We start from the raw sequence: 23,663 nt of genomic DNA, 5'->3' as shown, positions 1-23,663 counted from the left end.
CCTTGAGGCTAGCGCACACCGAACGCTTTGAGGATCCGCTCAGCGGCCAGTGTGGGCGTCAGCCGCCCGTCCCGGACGTCCTGTTCCAGCTCGGGAGCGATGGACCTGACCTCGGCGGCGTCACGCAATCGGGTCATCAGCGTGTCGCGGACCATCGCCCACGTCCAGTCGACCTGCTGCTGGCGGCGTTTGGCGGCGAGCGCCCCGGCCTCGTCGAGCGTCTGGTGGTGCCGCTTGACCTCGCCCCACAGTTCGTCGAGCCCCGAACCGGTCAGGCCGCTGCACGTCAGCACGGGCGGCGTCCACAGCTCCTCGCCACTGCGCAGGAGCCGCATCGCGCCGGAGAGCTCACGGGCCGCGCGGCGCGCTTCCTTCTCGTGGTCGCCGTCGGCCTTGTTCACCGCGACGACGTCGGCCAGCTCCAGTACGCCCTTCTTGATGCCCTGCAACTGGTCGCCGGTCCTGGCCAGCGTGAGGAACAGGAAGCAGTCGACCATCCCGGCCACGGTGATCTCCGACTGCCCGACGCCGACGGTCTCGACCAGCACGATGTCGTACCCGGCCGCCTCCATCAGCACGATCGTCTCGCGGGTGGCACGGGCCACACCGCCGAGCGTGCCGGAGGTCGGCGACGGCCGGATGAACGCGTTCTCGTCGACCGCGAGCCGGGCCATGCGGGTTTTGTCGCCGAGGATGCTGCCGCCGGTCCGGCTGGACGACGGGTCGACAGCCAGCACCGCCACGCGGTGCCCGGCTTCGGTCAGCCGTGTGCCGAGCATGTCGATGAACGTCGACTTGCCGACCCCGGGCACGCCCGTGATGCCGACCCGGTGCGCGCCGCCCGCGTGCGGCAGCAGCTCGACCAGCATCTGCTGCGCCTGGTGGCGGTGGTCGGCACGGGTCGACTCGACCAGCGTGATCGCCCTGGACAGGACGGCGCGCTCGCCCGCGAGGACGGCGCGCGCGTAGTCACCGGTGTCAGGCATGCCCGAGTTGCACCCGCAGCTTGCCCAGCAGGTCCACGACCGCGTCCGCGATCACGGTGCCCGGCGGGAAGATCGCGGCCGCGCCCGCCTCGTGCAGCGCCTCGAAGTCCTGCGGCGGGATCACGCCACCGACCACGACCATGATGTCCGGCCTGCCGTGCGCGGCCAGTTCCTCGCGCAGGGCGGGCACCAGCGTCAGGTGACCGGCGGCCAGCGAGGACACGCCGACGACGTGCACGTCCGCCTCGATCGCCTGGCGGGCGACCTCGGCCGGGGTCTGGAACAGCGGGCCGACGTCCACGTCGAAGCCGAGGTCGGCGAAGGCGGTCGCGATCACCTTCTGGCCGCGGTCGTGGCCGTCCTGGCCCATCTTGGCGACCAGGATGCGCGGCCTGCGGCCCTCGGCGTCGGCGAACTCGTCGACGACACCGCGCGCGGCGTCTACATTGGACACGCCGGTTCCGACCTCCTCGCGGTAGACACCGGAAATCGTACGGATCTGGCCGGAGTGCCTGCCCCAGACCTGCTCGAGCGCCCCGGAGATCTCGCCGACCGTCGCCTTCGCCCGCGCGGCGCCGATCGCCAGCTCCAGCAGGTTGCCGTCGCCCGCCGCGGCGGACTTCAGCCGCCGCAACGCGTCGTCGACCGCTCCGGCGTCCCGCTCGGCGCGCAGCCGTTCGAGTTTGGCCAGCTGCTGGGCCCGCACGCCCGCGTTGTCCACTTTGAGGACGTCGATCTGCTCCTCGGTGTCGAGGCGGTACTTGTTGACGCCGATCACCGGCTGGCGGCCGGAGTCGATCCGCGCCTGGGTCCGCGCCGCCGCTTCCTCGATGCGCAACTTCGGGATCCCCGCGTCGATCGCCTTGGCCATCCCGCCCGCGGTCTCGACCTCGGAGATGTGCCCCCACGCCTTGCGGGCCAGCTCGTAGGTCAACCGCTCGACGAACGCGCTGCCACCCCACGGGTCGATCACACGCGTCGTTCCGGACTCCTGTTGCAGCACGAGCTGGGTGTTGCGCGCGATGCGCGCGGAGAAGTCCGTCGGCAACGCCAACGCCTCATCCAAGGCGTTGGTGTGCAACGACTGCGTGTGGCCCTGGGTCGCCGCCATCGCTTCGACGCACGTGCGCACGACGTTGTTGTAGACGTCCTGCGCGGTCAGCGACCAGCCGGAAGTCTGGCTGTGCGTCCGCAGCGACAACGACTTCGGCGATTTCGGGTCGAACCGGGCGACGAGCTTGGACCACAGCAGCCGCGCCGCGCGCAGCTTGGCGACCTCCATGAAGAAGTTCATCCCGATCGCCCAGAAGAACGACAGCCTCGGCGCGAACTTGTCGATGTCCAGTCCGGCCGCCCGGCCCGCCCGGATGTACTCGACGCCGTCGGCCAGCGTGTACGCCAGCTCCAGATCGGCCGTGGCCCCGGCTTCCTGCATGTGGTAGCCGGAGATCGAGATCGAGTTGTACTTCGGCATGTGCTGCGAGGTGAAGGCGAAGATGTCGGAGATGATCCGCATCGAGTTCGCCGGCGGGTAGATGTAGGTGTTGCGGACCATGAACTCCTTGAGGATGTCGTTCTGGATGGTCCCCGCCAGCTTCTCCGGCGGCACACCCTGCTCCTCCGCGGCGACCACGTACAGCGCGAGCACCGGCAGCACGGCGCCGTTCATGGTCATCGACACGCTCATCTGGTCGAGCGGAATGCCCTCGAACAGTTGCCGCATGTCGTAGATGGAGTCGATCGCGACACCGGCCATGCCGACGTCGCCGGTCACGCGCGGGTGGTCGGAGTCGTAGCCGCGGTGCGTGGCCAGGTCGAACGCGACCGAGAGGCCCTTCTGGCCGGCCGCGAGGTTACGCCGGTAGAACGCGTTGGACTCCTCGGCGGTGGAGAAACCCGCGTACTGGCGGATGGTCCACGGCTGGGTCACGTACATCGCCGGGTAGGGGCCACGCAGGTACGGCGCGATGCCCGGATACGTGTCGAGGAAGTCGAGTCCGTCGAGGTCCTCGGCGGTGTACACGGGTTTGATCCCGATGCCCTCCGGCGTCTCCCAGACCAGCGCGTCCGCGCCCTTGCCGGTGGACTCGGCCAGCGCGGCCTGCCACTCGCCCAGGCCGACCGGCGTCGGCTCGCCCAGTGAGACGTTCGTGAAATCGGGGATCGTCATGCGCCCACTCCCAACGTCCTGAGGGTATCCCGCAGCACGGTCAGCACGTCGCAGCCGATGTGGATGTACCCGTCGACGCCCTCGTACTCGCCCTTGCCCGCCAGGAGGATCTTCTTCGCGCCCGCTGCTCGCAGCGCTCGCACGGTGTCCGGTACGCGCTCGGCGTACAGCGTGTCCGGTCCGCAGACGCACGCGACAGACGTGCCGCTCGCCGCGAACGCCTCGGCGACCTCGTCGGCTGTGGCCGTGGCGCCCGCGTTCGGTGTCTCGATCCCACCCGCCTGGAACAGGTTCGCCGCGAAGGTGCCGCGGGCGGTGTGTGCGGCGACCGGGCCGAGCGTGGCGAGGAAGACCTTCGGGCGCTGCGGCTGCTCGTCGGCCAGGTCGCGCAGTTCCTCGTACGCCTCGGCCAGCCGGACCTGCGGCAACCCACCGGACGGCCCGGCGGGCGCCTGCTCTCGGACCGGGAGCTTCTCGGTGATGTTCGGGAACTCGCTGACGCCGGTGAGCGGGTCCTTGCGACGGGCCAGGTTCTTGGACCGACGCGCCCACGTCTCGCCGAGCCGGTCCTCCACCAGGCCGTTGACCAGGGCGGGCAGCAGCCCGCCCATGCGCTCGGTCTCCTGGAAGAACGCCCACGCGGCGTGCGCGAGGTCGTCGGTGAGGCGTTCGACGTAGTACGAGCCGCCCGCCGGGTCGATCACCCCCGCCACCTTGGACTCGTCCAGCAGCACGGCCTGGGTGTTGCGGGCGATCCGCCGCGCGAACGCGTCGGGCAGGCCGATCGCGTCGTCGAACGGCAACACGGTCACGGAGTTCGCGCCACCGACCCCGGCGCCGAAACAGGCCAGCGTGGTCCGCAGCATGTTCACCCAGGGGTCACGGCGGGTCATCATCACCGGCGACGTGACCACGTGCTGGCGTTGCGGCACGGCAGGGGCCCCGGAAACCTCAAGCACCCGCGCCCACAGGCGTCGTGCCGCACGCAGTTTGGCGATCGTGAGGAACTGGTCCGCGGTCGCGGCGTACCGGAACTCCAACTGGTCGGCGGCTTGCTCGACGGTCAGCCCCGCGTCGGTCAACGCCCGCAGGTACACGAGACCGGTCGCGATGGACAACCCCAGTTCCTGCGAGTCGGATCCGCCTGCCTGGTGGTAGGGCAGGGCGTCCACGACGATCGTGCGGAGTTTCGGGAACTCACCGGACACGCGTACGGCGAGCTGGACGGCGTCGGCGACGGGATGGTCGTCGCCGGTGCGCACGAAGAGGCCAATTGGGTCGGCCCCCAGGTTCCCGCCGACCGCGCTGGCCGGGACAGCCTTGTCCGAGTGCACCTCGAGCAGGGCGTCGGCGGCCGCCAGGAAGTCCGGTCCCGCGTCGAGCACGACCGGGGCCAGGTCGACGTAGACCTCGTCGAGCACGTCTGCCAGCGCGTTGATGGGCAGCCCAGCGTCGCCGACAACCAGCCACAGCGAGGTCACGCCGTGTTCGAGGTCGGCGAGGATGGCTTTCTTCGCAGCCGCCGGGTCGGGGTGCGCGTGCCGTTGGCGGACGTCCCAGCCGGTGTCGACCGCGCCTTCCGGACGGCTTCCCCGTACGAACGGCGCCAGACCCGGCATGCCTGCCGCGGGCGCCGCGTCCTGCCGTGTATACAGCGGGTGCACAAGGATGTCGTCGTAGGTCTTCGTCGCGATCTTCCCGGCAGCGTCGCCGTCGAAGTCGGCGGGCAAGCGTCCGGACTTGCGCAGCACACCCGCGACCAGTTCCTGCCACTGCGCGTGCTGGGCCGTGGGGAACTGCGCGGCGAGGACGAGCTCTTCCAGCTCGGGCGCCTGACTCATACCTTGCGATGCTAACGACGGTTCGGTGCACGAGCATGTGACTCAGACCATCTCAGGGGCAAGGATTGGGGTGTCGGCACAATGGGGGACGTGGTGTCCGAGACCGACGCGCAGCAGACGCAGCCAGACGAGCGGCTGATCGCTGGGCGCTATCGCCTGGTCAGCGAGATCGGGCACGGCTCGATGGGCACGGTGTGGCGCGCGTACGACGAGTTCCTGCACCGCCCGGTCGCGGTCAAGGAGGTTCGCCTGCCCCCTGGCATGCCCGAGGAGCACGCTGACGAGGTCCGTGAGCGCACATTGCGGGAAGCACGCGCGATCGGTTCGCTCTCGCACCCGAACGTGGTCACCCTGCATGACATCGCGCAAGAGAACGGCGACCCCTATGTCGTGATGGAGCTCGTGCCCGGCAGCAGCCTCGCGCACCTGATCCGTTCGCTGGGGCCGTTGGACATGACCCAGGCGGCGGCCGTCGCCGACGCGGTGGCGGCCGCGTTACAGGCCGCACACCAGGCGGGCATCACACACCGGGACGTCAAACCGGCGAACGTGCTGGTCGCCACGGACGGCCGGATCAAGCTGGCCGACTTCGGCATCGCCCGCAACATCTCCGAGAACACGCTGACCAAGACCGGGATCACGCTCGGATCGCCCGCGTACATCGCGCCGGAGGTGGCCTCCGGCGGCGAGGTGACGTTCAACGCGGACCTGTGGAGCCTCGGCGCGACGCTGTTCGCGGCCTTCGAGGGCCGCGCGCCGTACGACCCCAACGGCGACGTCATCGCCACCCTGCTCGAAGTGGTCAACGGCGAGATCCCGCAGCCCGAGTCGGCCGGGGAGATGACCGACGTCGTCTCGGGGCTGATGACCAGGGAACCGTCCGGGCGGATGCCGCTCAACGAGGTCCGCAGGCGGATCTACGGTCTGCTGCCGGAGCCCGGCACGTCACCGTTCTCGATGGAGCAGCTCGCGCAGGCGGACAACTTCGTCCCGGAGCACAAGCAGCCCGAGCCGGAACCCGAACCCGAGCCGGAACCGGTTCCGGTGCCCGCGGTCCAGCCGGACGACGGGACCGGGCCGTCGCTGGCCGCGGACCCCGGGCCCTTGCCGTTCACCCCGACCCCGATGACCTACGTCGACGAGCCCAAGGCCCGCCGCGGCGTTCCCCGGCCGTTGGTCTACGCCGCGGCGTTCGTGTTGTTCGTGGCAGCGGCGGGCGGTGGGTTCGCCGCGGCCAGGTACGCGAACGGGAAACCCCTGCTACCCGCCAAGCCCACGGTGATCGAGCAGCCGGTCGTCGAGCCACCGCCGACGCCGGGGCCCGCCGGTGACCTCGCGGTCCGCACCGGCGAAGCGGCGACGGTGAAGGGCAAGGCGGGCGGGACCTTCAACATCAAGGTGCCGCCCGGCTGGGAGGAGTTCGTCGTGCAGGAGAAGCCGTCCAAGACGCTCCCGGAGAGCACCCGCGTGATCTACCTGTCGCCGGACGGCCGGTACCAGCTCTCGGTCGAGCGCTACCCCGGCTTCTACCCCACCCGCAAGATCGTCAAGGACTACGTGTCCGCGCTGGCGTCGAACTGGCCGAAGGACGCCTTCAACCAGAGCGATCCTCAGCCGATCCAAGCCGGGTCGGGGTCCGAACAGGGCCAGTACCTGAAGTACGCCACCGTCGACGCCGGGTCGTCGCGGCGGACGACCTACAGCGACATGATCCCGATGACCACGGACCTGTGGGTGGTCAGCCTGACTGTGCCGACGGTCGAGGAAGACACAGGCAAGGGCACGTTCGACCAGGTCGCGCCGTCATTCACGACCGCTCCCTGACCGCTTGCGGTCCTCGTAGTCGGCGGAGACGCCGAGCGCGTTCGCGGTGGCGTGCTGGTGCGCCAGCCTGCGCAGCGCGCCGAGCATGGTCTCGCCGAGGACGGTCCCGATCACGACGCCTTCGACCGTGTCCTCGATGCCGCGGCCCCGTGCCACCCGTTTGACGTCCTCCTCGGCGATCTTCTCGACGTGGGGGGCGTAGCGCTCGATCAGGTCGGCGAGGTCGTCACGGCCCAGTTCGTGCAGCGACGCCAGTGCCGCGATCAACGTCTGCGCGGGCGGGCTGTGGACGTTCGCCCGCCAGCCGTGGTCGGCCAGCAACTGGCTGACCCGCCGCGTCGCGGCCTCCCAGTGGACGCCTTCCCGGTTCCCGGTCGGCGGCTCGATGCTGTGCTGGACCGCGCCGAGCACCTCGAACGGCTCCTCGGGTGAGTCGACCGCGTCGAGCACGTCTCTGACCTTGGCGATCGGCAGGCCGCCGACCTCGGCGAGCGCCCGGATCATCCGCAGCCTGCGGATGTGGGACTCGTCGTAGAAAGCCTGGTTGGGACTGGTCCGTTCGCCGGGCAGCAGCAGGCCTTCACGCAGGTAGTACTTGATCGTCGGAACCGGTACCCCGGTCCGCCTGCTCAGTTCGGCCATCCGCATCCGCGCCTCCGGGACTTGCTGGTACCCCTCAGGATGGATAGTGTACATATCGATAGCGGATAGCTTTACTATCTAAAACGCTGTCCATATTCGTGTTCTGAGGGGAACCTGATGTCGTTACGACAGGAAATCCGCACGTGGAACCGGCCTTTACTCGTGCTCGCCTGCCTGGCGGTCGTCCAACTGGTGCTGTCGACCGGTGGGCTGCTGTTCGACGACCGAGTCCTGATCGGTGACCCGATCTGGCTCAAGCCGTTCAAGTTCGCCGTGTCCATCGCGGTGTACTCCGCCACCCTCGCCTGGATGATTTCCCTGCTGCACAAGGGGAAACGGGTCGCCACGGTGATGATCTGGGTGACCGTGGCCGCGATGGTGCTCGAGATGGTCGCGCTGGTCCTGCAGACCGTCCGCGGCGTGCCCAGCCACTTCAACTCGTCGCCGGGCTTCGACGGGTTCGTGTTCTCGGTGATGGGCAGCGCCATCGCGGCGCTGTGGGTGGCCAACGTCGTGATCGCGGTGATGCTGATGACGCAACGGGTCCTGGACGCGCCGATGCGCTGGGCGATCCGAATCGGACTCGTGCTGGCGCTGATCGGCATGGCGGTGGCGTTCCTGATGCCCACGCCGACGCCGGAGCAACTCGAACTGCTGCGCAACGACGTCGAGCCCGGCATGATCGGCTCGCACTCGGTCGGCGTCCCCGACGGCGGCCCGAGCATGCCGATCACCGGCTGGAGCACGGTCGGCGGCGACCTGCGCATCCCGCACTTCATCGGAATCCACGCCATGCAGGCACTTCCGTTGCTGGCGCTGCTTCTGCGGCAACGGTTCGAGTCGGACCTGGTGCGCACCCGACTCGTGCTGATCGGCGGTGTCTGCTACGCCGGTCTGCTCGCTCTGCTGCTGTGGCAGGCATTGCGCGGGCAGTCACTGATCGCGCCGGACGGCCTCACGCTGGGTGCACTGGCAGTACTGGTGATCGGATCCGCGGGCGCGGGCGCGGCAGCCGTCCGCACGAGAGAGAAAGCGCTGGTGTGATGTCCTGTTCGTGGGCCGGTGGATGTACCTCGAGTCGCGCGGCCGGGTGCACCCGCTGGTGATGGCACCGATCCTGGTGCTGACGATCCTGCTCGCGCCCATCGGGTTCCTCGTCTTCGTCGCGGTGCGCCAGTCCGCAAGGGAACGCCCGCGGATTGACGTAGGCTCGCGGCCGTGACCGGCACTCAGCAAGACCCTCAGATCCTCGCGAAATCGGCCGCCGAGGCGCTGGCCGAACGGACCGGCTCGGCCGCGCACGACGTCGCCGTGGTGCTCGGCTCGGGCTGGCGGCCCGCGGCCGACGAGATCGGCGCGGACGACACCGAGATACCGGTTGCCGACCTGCCCGGTTTCCTGCCGCCCGTGGTGGCGGGGCACGGCGCGACCATCCGGTCGGTCGAGGTCGGCGACAAGCGGGTCCTGCTGATGCTGGGCCGGACACACCGTTACGAAGGACACGCTGTGCACCAGGTCGTGCACGGCGTGCGCACCGCGGCGGCGGCAGGCTGCAAGACGATCGTGCTGACCAACGCGGCAGGCGGAATCCGTGAGGGCTACCGGGTCGGCCAGCCGGTGCTGATCAGCGACCACCTCAACCTGACGGCCGCGTCACCGCTGGTGGGCGCCCAGTTCGTGGACCTGACGGACCTCTACTCGGCGCGGCTGCGCGACGTGGCCCGCGGCATCGACTCGTCGCTGCAGGAAGGCGTGTACGCGGGTCTGCCGGGTCCGCACTTCGAGACCCCGGCGGAGATCCGGATGCTCCGCGTGCTCGGCGCGGACCTGGTCGGCATGTCGACCGTGCTCGAGGCGATCGCCGCGCGTGCCGTCGGGATGGAGGTGTTCGGCCTGTCGATGGTGACCAACCTGGCGGCCGGGCTGAGCGGTGAGCCGCTCAACCACCTCGAGGTGCTGGAAGCGGGCAAGCAGGCCGCGACGAAGACCGGCAAGCTGCTGCGTGAACTGGTGGTCCGCGCGTGAGGCTGACGCCGGAACTGCGCGACAGGACGTTCCACTGGATCGCCGACGACGTCGACCCTGCCGCCCGCACCGAGTTGCAGCAAGTGCTCGCTCGGGCCATGGGCGGCGCACCGGAAGCACTGGCCGAACTGGAAGACCGGATGTCCGGCCCGCTGACGTTCGGCACGGCCGGGCTGCGCGGCCCGGTCCGCGCCGGTGTCAACGGGATGAACCGGTCCGTGGTCGTGCGGACCACGTACGGCGTGGCGACCTGGCTCGTCCACAAGGGACACACCGGCGGTCTTGTCGTCGTCGGCAGGGACGCCCGCACCGGCTCGGCGGAGTTCTTCCGCGACGTGGTCGGGGTCCTGACGGCGGCCGGATTCCAGGTCTGCCAGCTCGACGGGCCCTTGCCGACACCGATCACGGCGTTCGCCGTGCGCCACCTCGGTGCGGTGGCGGGGATCCAGATCACGGCGTCGCACAACCCACCGGCGGACAACGGATACAAGCTCTACGACGCGGACGGCACCCAGATCGTGCCGCCGGACGACCGCATCATCGAAGCGGCGATCCGGGACGCATCACCGGCGGTGTCGATCCCCCGGGCGGAAGCCCCGGCATCGACCCGCCAGGACGTCGTCGACGCCTATCTGTCCCGTGTGGCCACACTGCCACGCGGAACCGCCAAGGACATCAAGGTGGTCCTGACGCCGATGCACGGCGTCGGCGGCGAGACCGCGACAAAGGCCTTGCACCAGGCCGGTTTCACCGACGTCACACTGGTAGCGGCCCAGGCCGAGCCGGATCCCGCGTTCCCGACGGTGACGTTCCCGAACCCGGAAGAACCAGGTGCGGCGGACCTGTTGCTGGCCGCGGCCGAGCAAGCAGGCGCGGACCTGGCGATCGCACTGGACCCGGACGCGGACAGGTGCGCGTTGGGCGTGCCGGAGAACGGCAAATGGCGAATGCTCCGCGGCGACGAAACCGGCGTCCTGCTTGGAGAGCACATCCTCGCGGCCGGCGTGCCGGACGCACTGGTCGCGACCACCATCGTCTCGTCCTCGATGCTCGGCGCGATCGCGGCGGCGCACGGAGCCAGGTACACCGAAACCCTCACCGGCTTCAAATGGCTGGTCCGAGCGGGCGACGGCCTGGTCTTCGCCTACGAGGAAGCCCTCGGCAACAGCGTCGACCCGTCCTACGTGCGTGACAAGGACGGGATATCAGCGGCCGTGGTGGCTTGCGACCTCGTGGCGACCCTGAAGGCGTCCGAGCGGACACTGCTGGACGTCCTCGACGACCTGGCCCTGGCGCACGGCGTGCACCTGACTGACCAGGTTTCGTTGCGGGTGACCGAATTGCCGCTGATCGGCCGTCTGATGGCGAAGCTGCGGGCCGACCCGCCCTCGACACTCGCCGGGGTGCCGGTCACCGCCGAGGACTTGCTTCCCGAGGCGGACGTGTTGCGGCTCAAGGGCGACGGAGTACGGGTGGTTGTGCGCCCGTCGGGCACGGAACCGAAGCTGAAGGCGTACCTGGAGATCGTCGCTCCGGTCGACACGAACCTGACCGCCGCGCGATCCGCTGCACAGGCGAAAATGGGCGAACTGCGGGCGGAGATCTCACAACTGCTGGGAGCTTGAGCATGCCGCGCCTGTTGATCGTGCACCACACGCCTGAGCGGTGACGCCACCGGGGCGCCTGAGGAAGTTCGGGCGCTCCGTTTGCGTATTGTGCTCGCCTATGACGGCCTGCGTAGGATGATCGGCAATGTCCATTGGCGGATTGCGCAATGACGTGCGTGAAATCAAGGACAAGATCGTAGCTGGTCGGGCCACTCTCGCCGAGGTGACGGCGCACGTGGACGAAGCTCGGTCTATTGCTCAGGGGGCAATGCAGGGAGCTAGCGCACCGGAAGCCGGTCAAGTCATTGAGCAACACACGGCAGCGCTCGACATCGTGGCCATGGTGTCGAATCACCTGGACCGCGTTGTACAGATCTTGGAGGACTACGTCAAGCGCCTCGGGCCTGGGGCTGCCGCCGCCGAAGCCACGCGCCGCGCGCCCCCTGAGCCTGCGGCGGCCCCGTCTTCGCCGGGCACCGATTTCGGCCCTGTCCCTGCGGAGAAGATCAAACAGCTTCGCGAAGAGCTCCCTCCGCCTGTGACCTCTGGCGTGGGCAGCAAGACACACGGCCGCCTCGTTGTTGGCGACAAAGTCAGGAACCTGGTGAGCGGTAAGGATTCGATGTCAGACAAGGTCATTTCCATCCTGGCCTCAATGGGTAGCCCTGGTAAGCCGCAGCGCGCGAGTGACGTTGAAATGAAAACAGCCGCTTGGCAGCGAACAACCGGCACGAAACATGCGACGGTTGTCATTAACCATGTACCGTGCAAGGGCCGGATGGGTTGTGACACGCTCGTTCCGGTGATACTACCCACGGGCTATAGTCTAACTGTTCATGGTCAATATACAGACGGCCGGACTTTTTACAAAAAATACACAGGAGGTGCGGAACCGTGGTGGCGCTAGAAGCGTATTGGCGGGATGAACACGATGAACCGGTGGTTGTCCGGACCGCAACCGAGTTGCGCACGATCCTGGACCAGGTGCACGATCTGTCAACACACGGTCGTGTGCTTGCACAGCTTGCGGCGCCTAAGGACAAGCCTGTGGCCTTCCTTGATGTCGGCATGAACGGCGACCGAGGCGCCCTGTACTACACGGGCACGGACCACCAGGAAGGTTGTTACAGCAAGGGCCAGGCGACAACAGACGAGACGGACGTTCTCTACTACTACATGGGGTCAGACACCGCATATCCGTCTGATTCTGAAATCCCGATCGTGGCGGTGCGCCAAGCGGCAGAAGAATTCATGGCAACGGCGCGGCGGCCAACGTCTGTCGAGTGGCAGCCGATGCCTGAACGGACCGACCCCGATGAATCAGACTGGTTCTAAGGCGTACCTGGAGATCGTCACCCTCGTCGACACCGACCTGGTCACCGCGCGATCCGCCGCACAGGCGAAAATGGGCGAACTGCGGGCGGAGATCTCACAACTGCTGGGAGCTTGAGCATGCCACGCCTGTTGATCGTGCACCACACGCCATCACCAGCCACACAAGCGATGTTCGAAGCCGCCGTCTCCGGCGCGACCGCGCCGGAGATCGAAGGCGTCGAAGTGGTTCGCCGCGCGGCTTTGGCCGCTTCGGCGTCGGACGCGCTCCACGCGGACGGCTACATCCTCGGAACTCCGGCCAACATCGGTTACATGTCCGGAGCGTTGAAGCACTTCTTCGACCAGATCTACTACCCCTGCCTCGATTCCACCCGTGGTCGTCCGTACGCGCTCTACATCCACGGCAACGAAGGCACGGAGGGTGCCGTTCGCGCCGTCGAGTCGATCGCGGCCGCGCTGGGGTGGGCGAAGGCCACCGAACCGGTCAATGTCCTTGGCACACCGACGAAACAGGACACCGAGGCCTGCTGGGAACTCGGTGCCACCGTCGCCGCGAGCTTGATGCCCTGAATCGGCTCAGTTCCGGCTGGCCGCGCCGAGCCGGTCGAGCGTGAACGGCCGAAGTGATTCTGGCCGCGTGCCGTCGAGTGCCCAGGTGGTGAGTGCTTCGGCCACGGCAGGAGCCAGCGCGAACCCGTGCCCGCTCCAACCAGCCGCCACGAACACGGACTCCATCCCCGGCACGGTGTCGATCACCGGGATCAGGTCGATCGTGCTGGTGTCGGCGCGGCTGTTGTCCACGGCGACGACTTCCGCGTCGGCCAACGCGGGCAGGGTGGCGGCGACGTCGGCCATGGTGCTGCGGAGCACCTCGGGATCGGGGGTTCCGACGCCGCTGACCGGGTCCCAGCCGCCGGGCCGTCCGCCGGAGAGCATGACGTGGCCTTCGTCGGTCATCTTCACCGACAGCGACCGCCGGCTGTGGCCGATCTGGTGGTTGAGCGTGAATCCCGGCGGTGCCGTCACGAACGTGATCTGCGTGGCCTTCTCCCACATCGGCAGGCTCAGCCCGGCCGAGTCACCCAGCAGGCGTGGGGCCGACCGGTTCGCCGCCAGGATCACCCCGCGAGTCGCCCGCAACCGGTCGCCGGTGGCCAGGTGCACCACTACCGAGCCGTCACGGCCCGCAGCGAGTTTGTCCACCATGGACTGCTCGATGATGATGGCTCCCAGTTCCACCGCCGCCTTGGCGAACGCCCTTGTCGTCGCGGGGTGGTCGGCTGTGCCGTCGTTGGGCGCGTAGAGCGCGAAGCGCACCTGTTCGGCGATTCCCGGTTGCATCTCGTCGAGCCTTGCCCGGTCGACGATCTCGCACGGCACACCGGCCGCCCGCTGCGCCTGGACCCGCGCGGGCAGGCTCTGCCAACCGGAAACCCCTGCGATCTCCACGTCGTAGACCCGCAGCAGTCCGTTGCGGCGGTAACCCGTTGGGGCGCCGAGGATGCCGTCCAGCTCCGGCCACAGCTCAAGGGCCCGGCGTGCCAGCGGCAGTTCCCGCAGGTCACGCCCGTTGGCGCGAACACCTCGGCGGCCGGGTCCGCCCGAGGCTCCTGACGCGAGCTCGTTCGCTTCCAGCAGCGTGACTTCCGCGCCGCGACTGGCGAGACTCCACGCGGTGGCCGCGCCGACCACCCCTCCGCCGATGACCACGTACTCGACCATGTCAGCTGACCCTTTCCAGGAAACGTCGGGTGCGTTCGTGCCGGGGTGAATCGAGCACCTGCGCGGCCGGGCCGTGCTCGACGATCCGCCCCTGGTCCATGAACACGACGGTGTCCGCGACCTGGCGGGCGAACCCGATCTCGTGAGTCACGATCACCATCGTCATCTCGTTGCGTGCCAGGTCGCGCAGGACGTCGAGCACTTCGCCGACGAGCTCGGGGTCCAACGCGCTGGTCGGCTCGTCGAACAGCATCAACTTCGGTTGCATGCACAGCGCACGGGCGATCGCGACTCGCTGCTGCTGACCGCCGGACAGCTGTGCGGGGTAGTCGGCGTGCTTGTCCGCGAGGCCGACTCGTGCGAGCAACGTCTTGGCACGCTCCACTGCCTTGGCACGCGGCGTGCCGAGGACGTGGATCGGCGCCTCGATGATGTTCTGCAGAACCGTGAGATGGCCGAACAGGTTGAACTGCTGGAAGACCATCCCGATGTTCCGGCGTGCCATGCGCGTCTGCCGTGGCGTCGCCTCGACCAGGTCGTGGCCGACCCACCGGTAGCCGACCAGTTCGCCGTTCACGTGGATGATCCCGGCCTGGATCTTCTCCAGGTTGTTGATGCACCGCAGCAGGGTGCTCTTGCCGGATCCCGACGGCCCGATCAGGCAGACGACCTCGCCTGGTTCGACCACGAGATCCACCCCGTGCAGCACGTGCAGCGGCCCGTAGAGCTTGTGCACACCCCGAACATCGACCGCCGCGGTCATCGGCCCGCCTCCATCGCCAGCCGGGACAGTTTCCGGGACGCGGCCGACGAGACTCCCGCCCTGCCGCGGTTGAAGTACTGCTCGACGTAGCGCTGGGCGATGGTGAGCACCGCGGTCAGCACCAGGTACCAGAACGTCACCACCAGCAGGAGCGGGATCGTGTCGTACGTCCGCGCCGAGATCGCCTGGACGCTGTAGAGCAGCTCCGGCATCGAGATCACGCTGACGATCGACGTCGTCTTCACGACGCTCACGAACTGGTTCGTCAACGGCGGCACGATCGCCCGCATCGCCTGGGGCAGAACGATCCGCCGGATCATCAGGCCGCCGGGAATGCCCAACGCCTCCGCCGCTTCCCGCTGGCCGTGGTCGACCGAGATCAGCCCGGCTCGGAAGATCTCCGCGCAGTAGGCCGACTCGTGCAGCGTGAGCCCGATGATGGCCGCACCGGTGACCGTGATGACCTGGTTGGTTTCCATGGTGAACAAGCCAAGCGAAATGGTCGGGTAGAGCGCGGCCATGTTGTAGAGCAGGAGCAGCAGCACAAGCAGTGGCGTTGCCCGGAACAACCAGATGTACGCGCCCGAGACCACGTTCAGCACCTTGTTGGACGACTGCCGCATGATGGCAAGGGCCACGCCGACCACAATGGACAATGCCATCGCGATCACGGCCAGTTCGACAGTCCTGGCGAGGCCGAGCAGCACGGAGGAGCTGAACAGGTAGCGGCCGAACACCGGCCACGCGAAGTTGTCGTTCGTGAGTGCCGATCTGACGGCGAGGAGGACGAGGAGCGCGACGGCTGCGCCCGCGATCCAGTTCCCGTACCGCTTTCTGGCCAGGATCTGGTCTGGGACGACCTCGTTGCGGGAGGTCGCGGTGTCCGACGTCATTGTCACGACCTTCCGTTCAGAATGTCCGTGGTGTCGAGGTCATTGTCCTGAAGGCCCCATTTCTCAAGGATCTTGCGATAGGTGCCGTCCTGCATCAGCGCGTGGACGGCCTGGTGGACGGGAACGGTCAACGGTGAGTTCTTGGCCAGCGCGACGGCGACAAGCGACCGCTTGTACTGACCGGCCAGGCGAAACAGGTTGGGCGCCTTGTGTGCCACGTACTGCGTGCTCGAAATCGAGGCGTACAGCACTTCGATACGGCTGCTGCGCAACGAGAGCACGGCGGCTGATCCATCGGGGAAGAGGTTGAGCCGCCACGAGGGGCGGTTGGCCCGTTCGCAGGTGCCGGCCGCTTGCTCCAACTGTCCCTGTTGGACGGACCCCATGATGACGCCGACCGTGCGGTCACAGAGGTCCAGGTAGGTGGTCACCGGGAAGGTCGTGCCGCTTCTGGTGAGAAAGCCCTGCCCGCCCTTGTAGTAGGTGACGAAGTCGGCGTTGCGCTGCCGTTCCTCGGTCGGGCTGAGCGACGCGAGTGCCACGTCGTAGCGCCCGGCGGCCAGGCCGGGGACGATCGCGTCGATCCCGGTGGAGATCGGTTGCGCGACAAGGCAGAGGACGTCGGCGATCGCCTGGCTCATGTCACGGTCGAAGCCGACGATGGTCGTGTTGTCCTCGGCGTGGTACGCCATCGGGGGCGTGTTCGGCACCATCGCGACCTTGAGCACGGTGCTTTGGCGGATCGGCGTGGGCAATGTCGAGGCCAGAACCGGATCGCAGCGCCCTTGTGGACGGTCCACCAGCATGGAGTCGGCGTGGTCCGTCGCACTCAACGCGCATCCGGTCAACACCATCACCATCACCAGCGACCACGTGACCATCTGGGGGATTTGTCGCATTTCACCACCTCCGCCGCCAACTCGGCGTCGTATCGGCTTGCGTGATGTAGTGTGTACTTCGTGAAATCTCGAAAGTCTAGTGGCGACTAGATGGAACCGTCGTTGATGAAGCGAATCGCCCAGGTCAGGGACCAACTGAGCGCGGGCGGCCTCCGGGTGGTCGACTTCTTCGCCCTGCGCCCCGCGGACGCGTCGGTGTTCTCCGCGCAGGAGATCGCTCGCCAGACAGACGTCAGCGACGCGACGGTCATCCGTACCGTCAAACAGCTGGGCTACAGCGGCCTCGGCGAACTGCGCCGCGCAGCGGCAGCGATGCTCAACCCGGTCCGCGACCCGGAGCAGACCTTGGCCGAACGGCTGACGCAGTCCGACGACACCAGCCAACTCGTCGCCAAGATCAGCGTGGACGCGGCACGCATAGCCAGGACCCTGCCGTCAACGCTGCCCCCCGAAGCGCTCGAGACCGCCGTACGAATCCTCGTGGAGGCCAAGAGAACCCTGGTCGTGGGCTACGGATCCGCCTGGCCGGTTGCCGACTCGTTGTCGCTCGGCCTCAGGCGCATCGGCAGAACCGCGGGCGCGACCAACCTGACGGGCTACAACTTCGCCGACGAACTCGGCCAGCTCACCACCGACTCCGCACTGGTGCTCGTCGCCCCACTGCGCCACGTACGTGAACACGACGTCGCGATCAGTGAAGCAGCCAGGATCGGCTGCCCGGTCATCCTGATCACCGAAGTGCTGGCCAGCCACTTCGCCGACCGGGTCGCGGCTGTCCTCGTCGCCCCATCGACCGAGGACCTGCTGCCCAGCACCCAGATCGGACACCTGCTGATCGTCGACGCACTGCTGCTCGGCGTGGCCGCGACCGACCCGGACCGCGCACTGGACGGCTGGAAGACCACCAACCGCCTACGCGCCGATATCGTCGACGGCAACGTGGACGTGCCGTTGAACCGATCCACGGCTTCACGGGCCACGCAGCAACGCACCCCACCGAACGAAGACAGGTGACTGCTTCTGCCTTGCTCTAACGTTCGCGCCACGCCAAAGGCGACACCGAGGTCGCGGCATCAGCGACCCGCTTCGCCGTGTCGGTGCGCAGACTCTTGCGAGCGGATTCGATCCACCCGTCCACCCGCAGCGCGCCTGTATCGCGGTACTCCACTGCCTGCAGCAACATCTCCAGCTTGTCCGCGTCCCTGGCGTACAACGCTTCCGCCGATTCGCCAGTTTCGTACTCGTCGACAGCTCGACGAACCGATTCCCGCGCCCGGTCTGGCAGACCCGCTGTCTGGTCAGCCGTGATCCTTCGCGGATCGGGCTTGTCCATGTATGGCCTCGCGGTGTGCGGCACGTCGCCCGTCCGGGTCTCCTGGGTGTCGTGCCACAACGCCAGATAGGCCGCTTTCGCTGGATCAGCACCTTCTTCCGCGGCGAGCAAACCGGCCAACTGCGCCACTCGCATGCTGTGTTCGGCGACGGATTCCGGATCCCGGACTCCCACGTGCCACCAACCGGTACGCCGCATCCGCTTCAGCAAGCCGAGCTCGTATCCGAAGGCCGCGATCTCGGCCGCTGGGTCTGCCACAGTTGCTCCTTAGCGGTCTTCGACGGCCCGCTGTACCCGTTTCACGAGGTCGACCGCCCAATCGGTAGTGCGATGTTCTTTCGGCAAGGCCGAGAAGCCATCCTCGGCTTCCTTGCGAGCTTGTTCTTCGTATCCGAGGATCCCCAATACGTGGCCTCGCTCCAGACCCCAGAATCCATCCGTATACCAGTAACCAGACGAAGGTGGTTGTTCCACCGATGCCGCATCCGCAGTCCGGTCAGCAAGAACGAGGCGTCTCTGTGCGGCACCGCGCTCACCTTTGTCCGCAAGCACCCTGGCAAGGTCGTATTCGTTATACGTGCGCAGACGTGGGTGCACGCCCCTGATCTGAGAAGCAGCCTCGGCGTAGTCGCAGGCTTCTGACCCTCTCTTGTGAAACTGCGCCGTGTACGCCTTGAAACTCAAACCATGAAACAAGCGGTCCGGGTCTTGGGCTTGCTCGGCCAGTGCGACCGCTCGATCAAGGTTCTGATCAGCAGCGTGCCCGTTGCCATTGGCCAATTCCAGCCAGCCGAGATACTGGCTCACCTCACTGGCCAGTGATTTCGTTGACCTGTCCAGCCTGCTGCCTGCCTCATGGACCGCCGCGAGTGAAAGGTCACGCAAGCCACGCACAGTTGACCGCACGAGCGCGGGTCCCACGGTGTCCTCAAGACGGCGAGTCGCACCGAGGATCGAGGCGATGTGTTCCAGACTGGCGAGGTCCACCCGCGTCGGCTTCACGGCTATGGCTGCCAGACGTTCGAGATCAACTCCCAGAACTCGCTGGTACGCCCGGACGTGTTCAGGCAGAATGGTTCTCTCACCACTCTCCAGGTACGCCAGGAGAGTCTTGGAGTAGTGCGCCCGCTCCGCCATTTTGGCCAAACTCAGGCCCGCAGCCGTACGAGCACTGCGCATGACCCCGCCGAGACCGTTCATGGATCACCGACTTTGTGGACGTTTGTGGACGCTCAAATCAGCATAGGTGATGGCCACAAGCGGTAGAACCGACAGGTGATCGTTTCACAGAAGTCACGTCCTCTTCCTCAGTTCACCGTGCCGTATGTCACGGCGTGGAGCGCTGAGTCGATTGTTTGCCCCAAACTGGTGACACACCCGCTTGGCGGTGTTGCGTATCCGGATGAAACGCTCACCGATCGAGACTCCCGAGGGAACTTGTGGGCGCGAACGGCGTATTGCCCTGGGCAGGGAAAACCGGATTACGGAATCGTCCATCCGATGCGGCAACGCCGCGCAATGCGGCAACTGCTGTGTCAGGTGTGCGGTGGACCAGCTGACCGGACAGAAGCAGGAGTGCTGTGGCTGCTCCAGGACCACCGGCAGGACTGGGTCGGCTGGCCGGAGGCCATGGCGGTCACCGAACCTCCGATCTGCCGGGCCTGCGTTCCCCTGTCGCTCAAGCTCTGTCCCGCCTTGCGCAAGGGTGCCGTCACCGTTCGCGCTCAGGGGTACCCACTCGTCGGCTTCCATGGCCAACTCCACACCGGCGCAGACCTGTTCCCCAGGGCAGTCGGCAAGGCGATCACGACATTCGAAAGCCCCACTGCTCGTTGGATCCTGGCCACTGGCCTGGTCCGGGAGCTTCGCAGCTGTCTCGTCACCGCTCTGGAAGCTCGCTGACCATGCAACCCTGTGAGGCTACGGGGCGTGAGCAGATGTGTGCCGGCGGTGGGCGTCGGCTTACGTCTAGCTGAGGACTTCCATGGGCAGAAAGCAGTGCGCGGTCCTGACAGCCGCGTTGACCGCTGCGGGGTTGGTGGTTTCACCTGTTTCCGGGGTCGCCGCGCCCGCGCCGGGTGATGCCGCCGAGTCGTCGGGGACGGTCACTCTCATCACCGGGGATCAGGTCCGGGTGAGGGGTGATCGGGCTGCCGGGGTGCGGATGGCCAAGGGCCGGGAGCATGTCCGGGTGTGGCGGTACCAGTTGAACGGCCATGACTACGCCGTTCCCGATGACGCCATGCTCCGGGTTTCCGCGAACACCCTGGACAAGCGGTTGTTCGACGTCACCGGGCTTGTCCGGCAGGGTTACGACGACGCAAGGGTTTCCGTCGTCCCCACCATCGTCACGGGTGGGGCCAACCGCGGTACGCAGGCCGTCGACGTTCCCAAGGCTGATGCCGCCAGGGCGTGGGCGTCACTGAACCGGGCTTCCGATTCACAGAAGGTCTGGCTCAACGGCAGGGTTGAGCCCACCCTCGACCAGAGTGTCAAGCAGGTCGGCGCACCCAAGGCGTGGGAGCGGGGTTTACGGGCAGACGGCGTCAAGGTCGCCGTCCTCGACACCGGTGTCGACCTCAGCCATCCGGACCTCAAGTCCCAAGTCGACGCCACGCGGAACTTCACCGACGAGGACGACCGGGACCGCTCGGGTCACGGCACGCACGTGGCCAGCACGATCGCGGGTACGGGGGCGGCGTCGAACGGCAAGTACACCGGCGTCGCGCCTGGGGCGCGGCTCATGGTCGGCAAGGTACTCGGCGAATACGGCGGCCGGGAGTCGTGGATCATCGACGGCATGCGTTGGGCCGTCGAGAACGGTGCCAAAGTGGTGAACATGAGCCTGGGTGGCGGCGTCACCGATGGCACCGATCTGATGTCCCAAACCGTGAACGAACTCTCGGCGTCCAGCGGCGCCCTGTTCGTCATCGCGGCGGGCAACAACGGTGCGCCGGAAAGCGTCGGGTCTCCCGGTGCCGCCGACCGTGCGCTCACGGTTGCCAACGTCACCAAGTCCGACCAGCTCAGCGTCACCTCCAGCCAAGGCCCACGGGCCGGGGACTACGGGCTCAAGCCCGAGATCTCCGCACCCGGCACCGACATCGTCGCCGCACGCGCCGAAGGCACCCTCACCCCGTTCTCCGTCAACGAGAAGTACGCCAGGATCTCCGGCACTTCGATGGCCACCCCGCACGTCGCCGGGGCTGCCGCGATCCTGGCCGGACAGCATCCACAGTGGACCGGCGAGCAGGTCAAGAGCGCCCTGATCGGCACGGCCAGGCGCTTGTCAGGCATCGACACCCACGCACAGGGATCCGGGCGGCTCGACATCGCCCGAGGCGTCAGCCAGCAGGTCAGGGCGGACGGCCTGCTCGCATTCGGCAACGTGTGGGGCAAGCAGGACGCCACCCGCAAGGTCACCTACACCAACGAAAGCTCGAAGCCCATCCAGCTCACCCTGACGATCGACGCGCAGAAGAAGTACGGCGGGTCCACGAACCTGTTCGCCACAGACAAGTCCGTGATCGTTCCCGCCAAGGCAACCGCGACGGTGGCAGTCACCGCCAAAGCGACCGAGCAGCCAGGTGGTGAGCTCCACGGCGTGCTGCGCGCGCAGGCCGACGACGTCGTGCTGACCACGCCGTTGACCGCGAACCTCAAGGGTGCCAAGAACACCTTGACGGTCAAGGTTCCATCGAGGGAAGGCGCGCCCTACTCCGCTCTCGTCATCGTGCAGAACGAAGAAACCGGCGTGTCGGACGCCGTCGTGACGCGCACCGGCGAAGCGAAGTTCGAGCTCCCCTCTGGCAAGTACCGCGCGCTCGGGCAGATCGTGGACCCGTCGTTCGCGACCACCATGTTCGCAATCCCGGTCAACGTCGCGGGCAACACCGAACTCGTGGTGGACACCAAGCAGGGCAAGGCAGTCACCGCGGGCATCGACGATCCCGAAGCCCGCCCGCAGCTCGGCGGCGGTATCGGCATCTTGTCCGATGTGGACGACACCGGGCCGCGGCTCGGGGCGGCTGTGCTGTGGGGCGGGCCGCCGCACAACTTGTACACCCTCGGCGACCAGCGGATGCGGGGCCTGAGCCTGAACACCTCGCTCTACTGGACCCACCCGTGGGCAAGGATCACGGCCAACGGCGAAGGAGGCTACGAGTTCCGCGACGCCTACGCCCCCTTCGACCTCGACCTGCCGGGGCAGGTGACCGCGCGGGTGGCCGACGTCGGTGAGGCCGATGCCGAGTCGATCGCCAAGGCCGGTGATGTCACCGGCGCGATCGCGTTGATCACGCCGAAGGACTACAACGCCCCGGTCTACCCGCCGGAATCCCAGTTGCGCGACGGGATCGAGTTGTTGAAGAGCAAGGGCGCACGCGCTGTCGTCTCGTTCTTCAACCCTGCCATCGAGAACCCCGCGCCACCCGCGTTGAACACGCTGCTCGCGTTCCGGCCGGACGACATGCAGGCCCTGCAGAACCTGATGAAACAGCGCCCGGTCGAGCTCACGCTCACCACGCGACCCAACAGTCCGGTCGCGTACTTCGTCAGCGACGTGGTGCGGGGCGTCGTGCCGACCGGGCACGACTTCCGGTTCCACAAGGACTCACTCGGCCGGATCGACCGGCAGATCAACAACACCTTGCCGAAGGGCACGTACCGCTACCAGCCTGCGTCGCTCGTCGCGAACGGGCTGATCGCCAACATGGACGTGGAGACGAAGTGGCCGCAGCGCCGCACCGACTACGTGACCGCGGGCGCGGAGCTGTCGTTGTTCTCGGTGGCCGGGATCTTCGAACACGGCGGCTTCGGTGGTGAGGTGACGCTTCCGGTCAAGCTCAAGCCGGGTGAGCGGCGGGCGTCCGAGCTGTTCGCGGCTCCGTTCGGCCCGGAGCTGACGCAGCCTCCGGCCAGCCGCCAGGACGGCAAGCCTGTCCCGTCCGCGTACCGGATCGGGGACAAGGTCACCCTGGCGATTCCGATGTTCGCCGACAGCGACCCCGGCAACGCGGCCGAGTTCGACAAGACCAACGCGGGCAGCACGGTGTTGCTCAAGGACGGCAAGGAGATCGGGCGGCGCGACGACCGCCCGGCGCTGGGCGAGTTCGCCGTTCCCGCAGGGCCGGGCAGGTTCAAGCTGGTCGCGGATGCCAACCGGCCGCAGTCGGAACTGCTGGTTCCGCCGCTGTCGCCACGCACCCGCGCGGAGTGGACGTTCAACGCCCCCGCGGGCAACACCGAGCGCACAGCGCTGCCGTTGCTGGACATCCGCTTCGACCTGCCGCTCGACGACAACAACACCGCCACGGCGGGCAAACCGGTGTCCGGCAAGGTCAGTGCGACCCATCAGCCGGGCGCGAGGCAGTCATGGATCATCGACACGGCGGTCGAGATCTCGTTCGACGACGGCAGGACCTGGCAGCGCGTCAAGGCCCACGGCGACCGCGTGGAACTCCCGGCAGGCCAAGCCGGATTCGCGTCGCTGCGGGCCACCGCGCGTGACATCGAGGGCAACTCGGTGACCGAGACGGTCGTCCGGGCCTACGCCATCAGGTAGCTGTTACCGAACGCGGACATTCCACGGATCGGACGAGGACACCAGCACACGAGAGTCGTC

22 protein-coding genes are annotated in these 23,663 nt (G+C 67.5%); 12 read left to right on the top strand and 10 right to left on the bottom strand.

Translation table 11 applies throughout. The features are described from left to right. Window positions 1-8 precede the first annotated feature (8 nt). The 3 genes from meaB to ALI144C_RS12260 are packed head-to-tail and all read right to left on the bottom strand — an operon-like array spanning window position 9 to window position 4,997. On the bottom strand, window positions 9-986 hold the full coding sequence (gene meaB, locus ALI144C_RS12270; protein WP_076987201.1) for a methylmalonyl Co-A mutase-associated GTPase MeaB: 978 nt from the start codon (window positions 984-986) through the stop codon (window positions 9-11). Next, window positions 979-3,156, bottom strand: a complete 2,178-nt coding sequence (gene scpA, locus ALI144C_RS12265) for a methylmalonyl-CoA mutase (RefSeq protein ID WP_076987200.1) — start codon at window positions 3,154-3,156, stop codon at window positions 979-981. Before scpA ends, meaB begins: the two co-directional genes overlap by 8 nt. Continuing rightward, the gene (locus tag ALI144C_RS12260) at window positions 3,153-4,997 is read right to left on the bottom strand and encodes a methylmalonyl-CoA mutase family protein (protein WP_076987199.1); all 1,845 of its coding nucleotides are present in this window, start codon (window positions 4,995-4,997) and stop codon (window positions 3,153-3,155) included. The genes scpA and ALI144C_RS12260 overlap by 4 nt, the downstream gene beginning before the upstream one ends. Before the next feature lie 90 nt (window positions 4,998-5,087). On the opposite strand from ALI144C_RS12260, the gene ALI144C_RS12255 reads away from it, so the two are divergent. Beyond that, a complete protein-coding gene (locus tag ALI144C_RS12255) occupies window positions 5,088-6,821 on the top strand; it encodes a serine/threonine-protein kinase (RefSeq protein WP_441297551.1) in 1,734 nt (577 codons plus the stop codon). Here the strand turns inward: ALI144C_RS12255 and ALI144C_RS12250 are convergent. Beyond that, window positions 6,801-7,517, bottom strand: coding sequence for a MerR family transcriptional regulator (locus ALI144C_RS12250; RefSeq protein WP_237774107.1), 717 nt, complete (start codon window positions 7,515-7,517; stop codon window positions 6,801-6,803). The two genes, ALI144C_RS12255 and ALI144C_RS12250, sit on opposite strands and share 21 nt — an antisense overlap. 63 nt (window positions 7,518-7,580) lie before the next feature. On the opposite strand from ALI144C_RS12250, the gene ALI144C_RS12245 reads away from it, so the two are divergent. The 8 genes from ALI144C_RS12245 (at window position 7,581) to ALI144C_RS12215 (ending at window position 13,000) form a co-directional block, all read left to right on the top strand. After that, window positions 7,581-8,507 carry a hypothetical protein gene (locus tag ALI144C_RS12245; RefSeq protein WP_076987197.1) on the top strand — a complete coding sequence of 309 codons (927 nt, stop codon included), beginning with the start codon at window positions 7,581-7,583 and terminating at the stop codon, window positions 8,505-8,507. A gap of 10 nt (window positions 8,508-8,517) precedes the next feature. Continuing rightward, window positions 8,518-8,685: an abscisic acid-deficient protein Aba4 family protein gene (locus tag ALI144C_RS12240; RefSeq protein ID WP_269086672.1), complete on the top strand. Its 168-nt coding sequence runs from the start codon at window positions 8,518-8,520 to the stop codon at window positions 8,683-8,685. Further along, the gene (locus ALI144C_RS12235) at window positions 8,682-9,488 is read left to right on the top strand and encodes a purine-nucleoside phosphorylase (protein ID WP_441297550.1); all 807 of its coding nucleotides are present in this window, start codon (window positions 8,682-8,684) and stop codon (window positions 9,486-9,488) included. Before ALI144C_RS12240 ends, ALI144C_RS12235 begins: the two co-directional genes overlap by 4 nt. Next, complete coding sequence (locus ALI144C_RS12230; RefSeq protein ID WP_076987196.1) at window positions 9,485-11,113, top strand: phospho-sugar mutase; 1,629 nt, start codon at window positions 9,485-9,487, stop codon at window positions 11,111-11,113. The genes ALI144C_RS12235 and ALI144C_RS12230 overlap by 4 nt, the downstream gene beginning before the upstream one ends. A gap of 127 nt (window positions 11,114-11,240) precedes the next feature. Continuing rightward, on the top strand, window positions 11,241-12,002 hold the full coding sequence (locus ALI144C_RS12225; RefSeq protein WP_076987195.1) for a DddA-like double-stranded DNA deaminase toxin: 762 nt from the start codon (window positions 11,241-11,243) through the stop codon (window positions 12,000-12,002). After that, on the top strand, window positions 11,990-12,430 hold the full coding sequence (locus ALI144C_RS12220) for an Imm1 family immunity protein (RefSeq protein WP_076987194.1): 441 nt from the start codon (window positions 11,990-11,992) through the stop codon (window positions 12,428-12,430). Before ALI144C_RS12225 ends, ALI144C_RS12220 begins: the two co-directional genes overlap by 13 nt. Beyond that, a complete protein-coding gene (locus ALI144C_RS58385) occupies window positions 12,411-12,545 on the top strand; it encodes a hypothetical protein (RefSeq protein WP_269086671.1) in 135 nt (44 codons plus the stop codon). The genes ALI144C_RS12220 and ALI144C_RS58385 overlap by 20 nt, the downstream gene beginning before the upstream one ends. 2 nt (window positions 12,546-12,547) lie before the next feature. Continuing rightward, window positions 12,548-13,000 (top strand): flavodoxin family protein, encoded by a 453-nt coding sequence (locus ALI144C_RS12215; protein ID WP_076987193.1) that lies wholly within the window; start codon window positions 12,548-12,550, stop codon window positions 12,998-13,000. Between the two features lie 6 nt (window positions 13,001-13,006). Here the strand turns inward: ALI144C_RS12215 and ALI144C_RS12210 are convergent, their stop codons facing one another. The 4 genes from ALI144C_RS12210 to ALI144C_RS12195 are packed head-to-tail and all read right to left on the bottom strand — an operon-like array spanning window position 13,007 to window position 16,707. Further along, complete coding sequence (locus ALI144C_RS12210) at window positions 13,007-14,152, bottom strand: NAD(P)/FAD-dependent oxidoreductase (RefSeq protein ID WP_076987192.1); 1,146 nt, start codon at window positions 14,150-14,152, stop codon at window positions 13,007-13,009. Window position 14,153: 1 nt separating this feature from the next. After that, window positions 14,154-14,915, bottom strand: coding sequence for an amino acid ABC transporter ATP-binding protein (locus tag ALI144C_RS12205; protein WP_076987191.1), 762 nt, complete (start codon window positions 14,913-14,915; stop codon window positions 14,154-14,156). Next, window positions 14,912-15,808 carry an amino acid ABC transporter permease gene (locus ALI144C_RS12200; RefSeq protein WP_076987190.1) on the bottom strand — a complete coding sequence of 299 codons (897 nt, stop codon included), beginning with the start codon at window positions 15,806-15,808 and terminating at the stop codon, window positions 14,912-14,914. Before ALI144C_RS12200 ends, ALI144C_RS12205 begins: the two co-directional genes overlap by 4 nt. Window positions 15,809-15,810: 2 nt before the next feature. Further along, window positions 15,811-16,707, bottom strand: a complete 897-nt coding sequence (locus ALI144C_RS12195) for a transporter substrate-binding domain-containing protein (protein WP_083752971.1) — start codon at window positions 16,705-16,707, stop codon at window positions 15,811-15,813. A 105-nt stretch (window positions 16,708-16,812) separates the two neighbouring features. On the opposite strand from ALI144C_RS12195, the gene ALI144C_RS12190 reads away from it, so the two are divergent. Continuing rightward, a complete protein-coding gene (locus ALI144C_RS12190; protein WP_168211233.1) occupies window positions 16,813-17,721 on the top strand; it encodes a MurR/RpiR family transcriptional regulator in 909 nt (302 codons plus the stop codon). Window positions 17,722-17,737: 16 nt separating this feature from the next. On the opposite strand, the gene ALI144C_RS12185 is transcribed toward ALI144C_RS12190, so the two are convergent. Continuing rightward, window positions 17,738-18,298 (bottom strand): HD domain-containing protein, encoded by a 561-nt coding sequence (locus ALI144C_RS12185; RefSeq protein ID WP_269086670.1) that lies wholly within the window; start codon window positions 18,296-18,298, stop codon window positions 17,738-17,740. A 9-nt stretch (window positions 18,299-18,307) separates the two neighbouring features. Continuing rightward, complete coding sequence (locus ALI144C_RS12180; RefSeq protein WP_076987187.1) at window positions 18,308-19,240, bottom strand: helix-turn-helix domain-containing protein; 933 nt, start codon at window positions 19,238-19,240, stop codon at window positions 18,308-18,310. A 75-nt stretch (window positions 19,241-19,315) separates the two neighbouring features. Here ALI144C_RS12180 and ALI144C_RS54270 point away from each other — a divergent pair, with 75 nt between their 5' ends. Together ALI144C_RS54270 and ALI144C_RS12170 are read left to right on the top strand one after the other, a co-directional pair. After that, on the top strand, window positions 19,316-19,942 hold the full coding sequence (locus tag ALI144C_RS54270; protein WP_143230600.1) for a hypothetical protein: 627 nt from the start codon (window positions 19,316-19,318) through the stop codon (window positions 19,940-19,942). A gap of 82 nt (window positions 19,943-20,024) precedes the next feature. Next, window positions 20,025-23,603: a S8 family peptidase gene (locus ALI144C_RS12170; protein ID WP_076987186.1), complete on the top strand. Its 3,579-nt coding sequence runs from the start codon at window positions 20,025-20,027 to the stop codon at window positions 23,601-23,603. Window positions 23,604-23,663 lie beyond the last annotated feature (60 nt).

The sequence above is a fragment of the Actinosynnema sp. ALI-1.44 genome, from assembly GCF_001984155.1.
Taxonomy (GTDB): domain Bacteria; phylum Actinomycetota; class Actinomycetes; order Mycobacteriales; family Pseudonocardiaceae; genus Kibdelosporangium.
Note: the sequence above shows the minus strand (reverse complement) of the source record. Positions and strands in the feature narration are given on the sequence as shown.

Excerpts from the sequence above, each read along its gene's own strand:
- ALI144C_RS12225 (WP_076987195.1), top strand. The coding sequence starts at position 11,241 with ATGTCCATTGGCGGATTGCGCAATGACGTGCGTGAAATCAAGGACAAG.
- ALI144C_RS12250 (WP_237774107.1), bottom strand. The coding sequence starts at position 7,517 with ATGTACACTATCCATCCTGAGGGGTACCAGCAAGTCCCGGAGGCGCGG.
- scpA (WP_076987200.1), bottom strand. The coding sequence starts at position 3,156 with ATGACGATCCCCGATTTCACGAACGTCTCACTGGGCGAGCCGACGCCG.
- ALI144C_RS12215 (WP_076987193.1), top strand. The coding sequence starts at position 12,548 with ATGCCACGCCTGTTGATCGTGCACCACACGCCATCACCAGCCACACAA.
- ALI144C_RS12205 (WP_076987191.1), bottom strand. The coding sequence starts at position 14,915 with ATGACCGCGGCGGTCGATGTTCGGGGTGTGCACAAGCTCTACGGGCCG.
- ALI144C_RS58385 (WP_269086671.1), top strand. The coding sequence starts at position 12,411 with ATGAATCAGACTGGTTCTAAGGCGTACCTGGAGATCGTCACCCTCGTC.
- ALI144C_RS12210 (WP_076987192.1), bottom strand. The coding sequence starts at position 14,152 with ATGGTCGAGTACGTGGTCATCGGCGGAGGGGTGGTCGGCGCGGCCACC.
- ALI144C_RS12260 (WP_076987199.1), bottom strand. The coding sequence starts at position 4,997 with ATGAGTCAGGCGCCCGAGCTGGAAGAGCTCGTCCTCGCCGCGCAGTTC.
- ALI144C_RS12190 (WP_168211233.1), top strand. The coding sequence starts at position 16,813 with ATGAAGCGAATCGCCCAGGTCAGGGACCAACTGAGCGCGGGCGGCCTC.
- ALI144C_RS12200 (WP_076987190.1), bottom strand. The coding sequence starts at position 15,808 with ATGACGTCGGACACCGCGACCTCCCGCAACGAGGTCGTCCCAGACCAG.
- ALI144C_RS12180 (WP_076987187.1), bottom strand. The coding sequence starts at position 19,240 with ATGAACGGTCTCGGCGGGGTCATGCGCAGTGCTCGTACGGCTGCGGGC.
- ALI144C_RS12170 (WP_076987186.1), top strand. The coding sequence starts at position 20,025 with ATGGGCAGAAAGCAGTGCGCGGTCCTGACAGCCGCGTTGACCGCTGCG.
- meaB (WP_076987201.1), bottom strand. The coding sequence starts at position 986 with ATGCCTGACACCGGTGACTACGCGCGCGCCGTCCTCGCGGGCGAGCGC.
- ALI144C_RS12195 (WP_083752971.1), bottom strand. The coding sequence starts at position 16,707 with ATGCGACAAATCCCCCAGATGGTCACGTGGTCGCTGGTGATGGTGATG.
- ALI144C_RS12245 (WP_076987197.1), top strand. The coding sequence starts at position 7,581 with ATGTCGTTACGACAGGAAATCCGCACGTGGAACCGGCCTTTACTCGTG.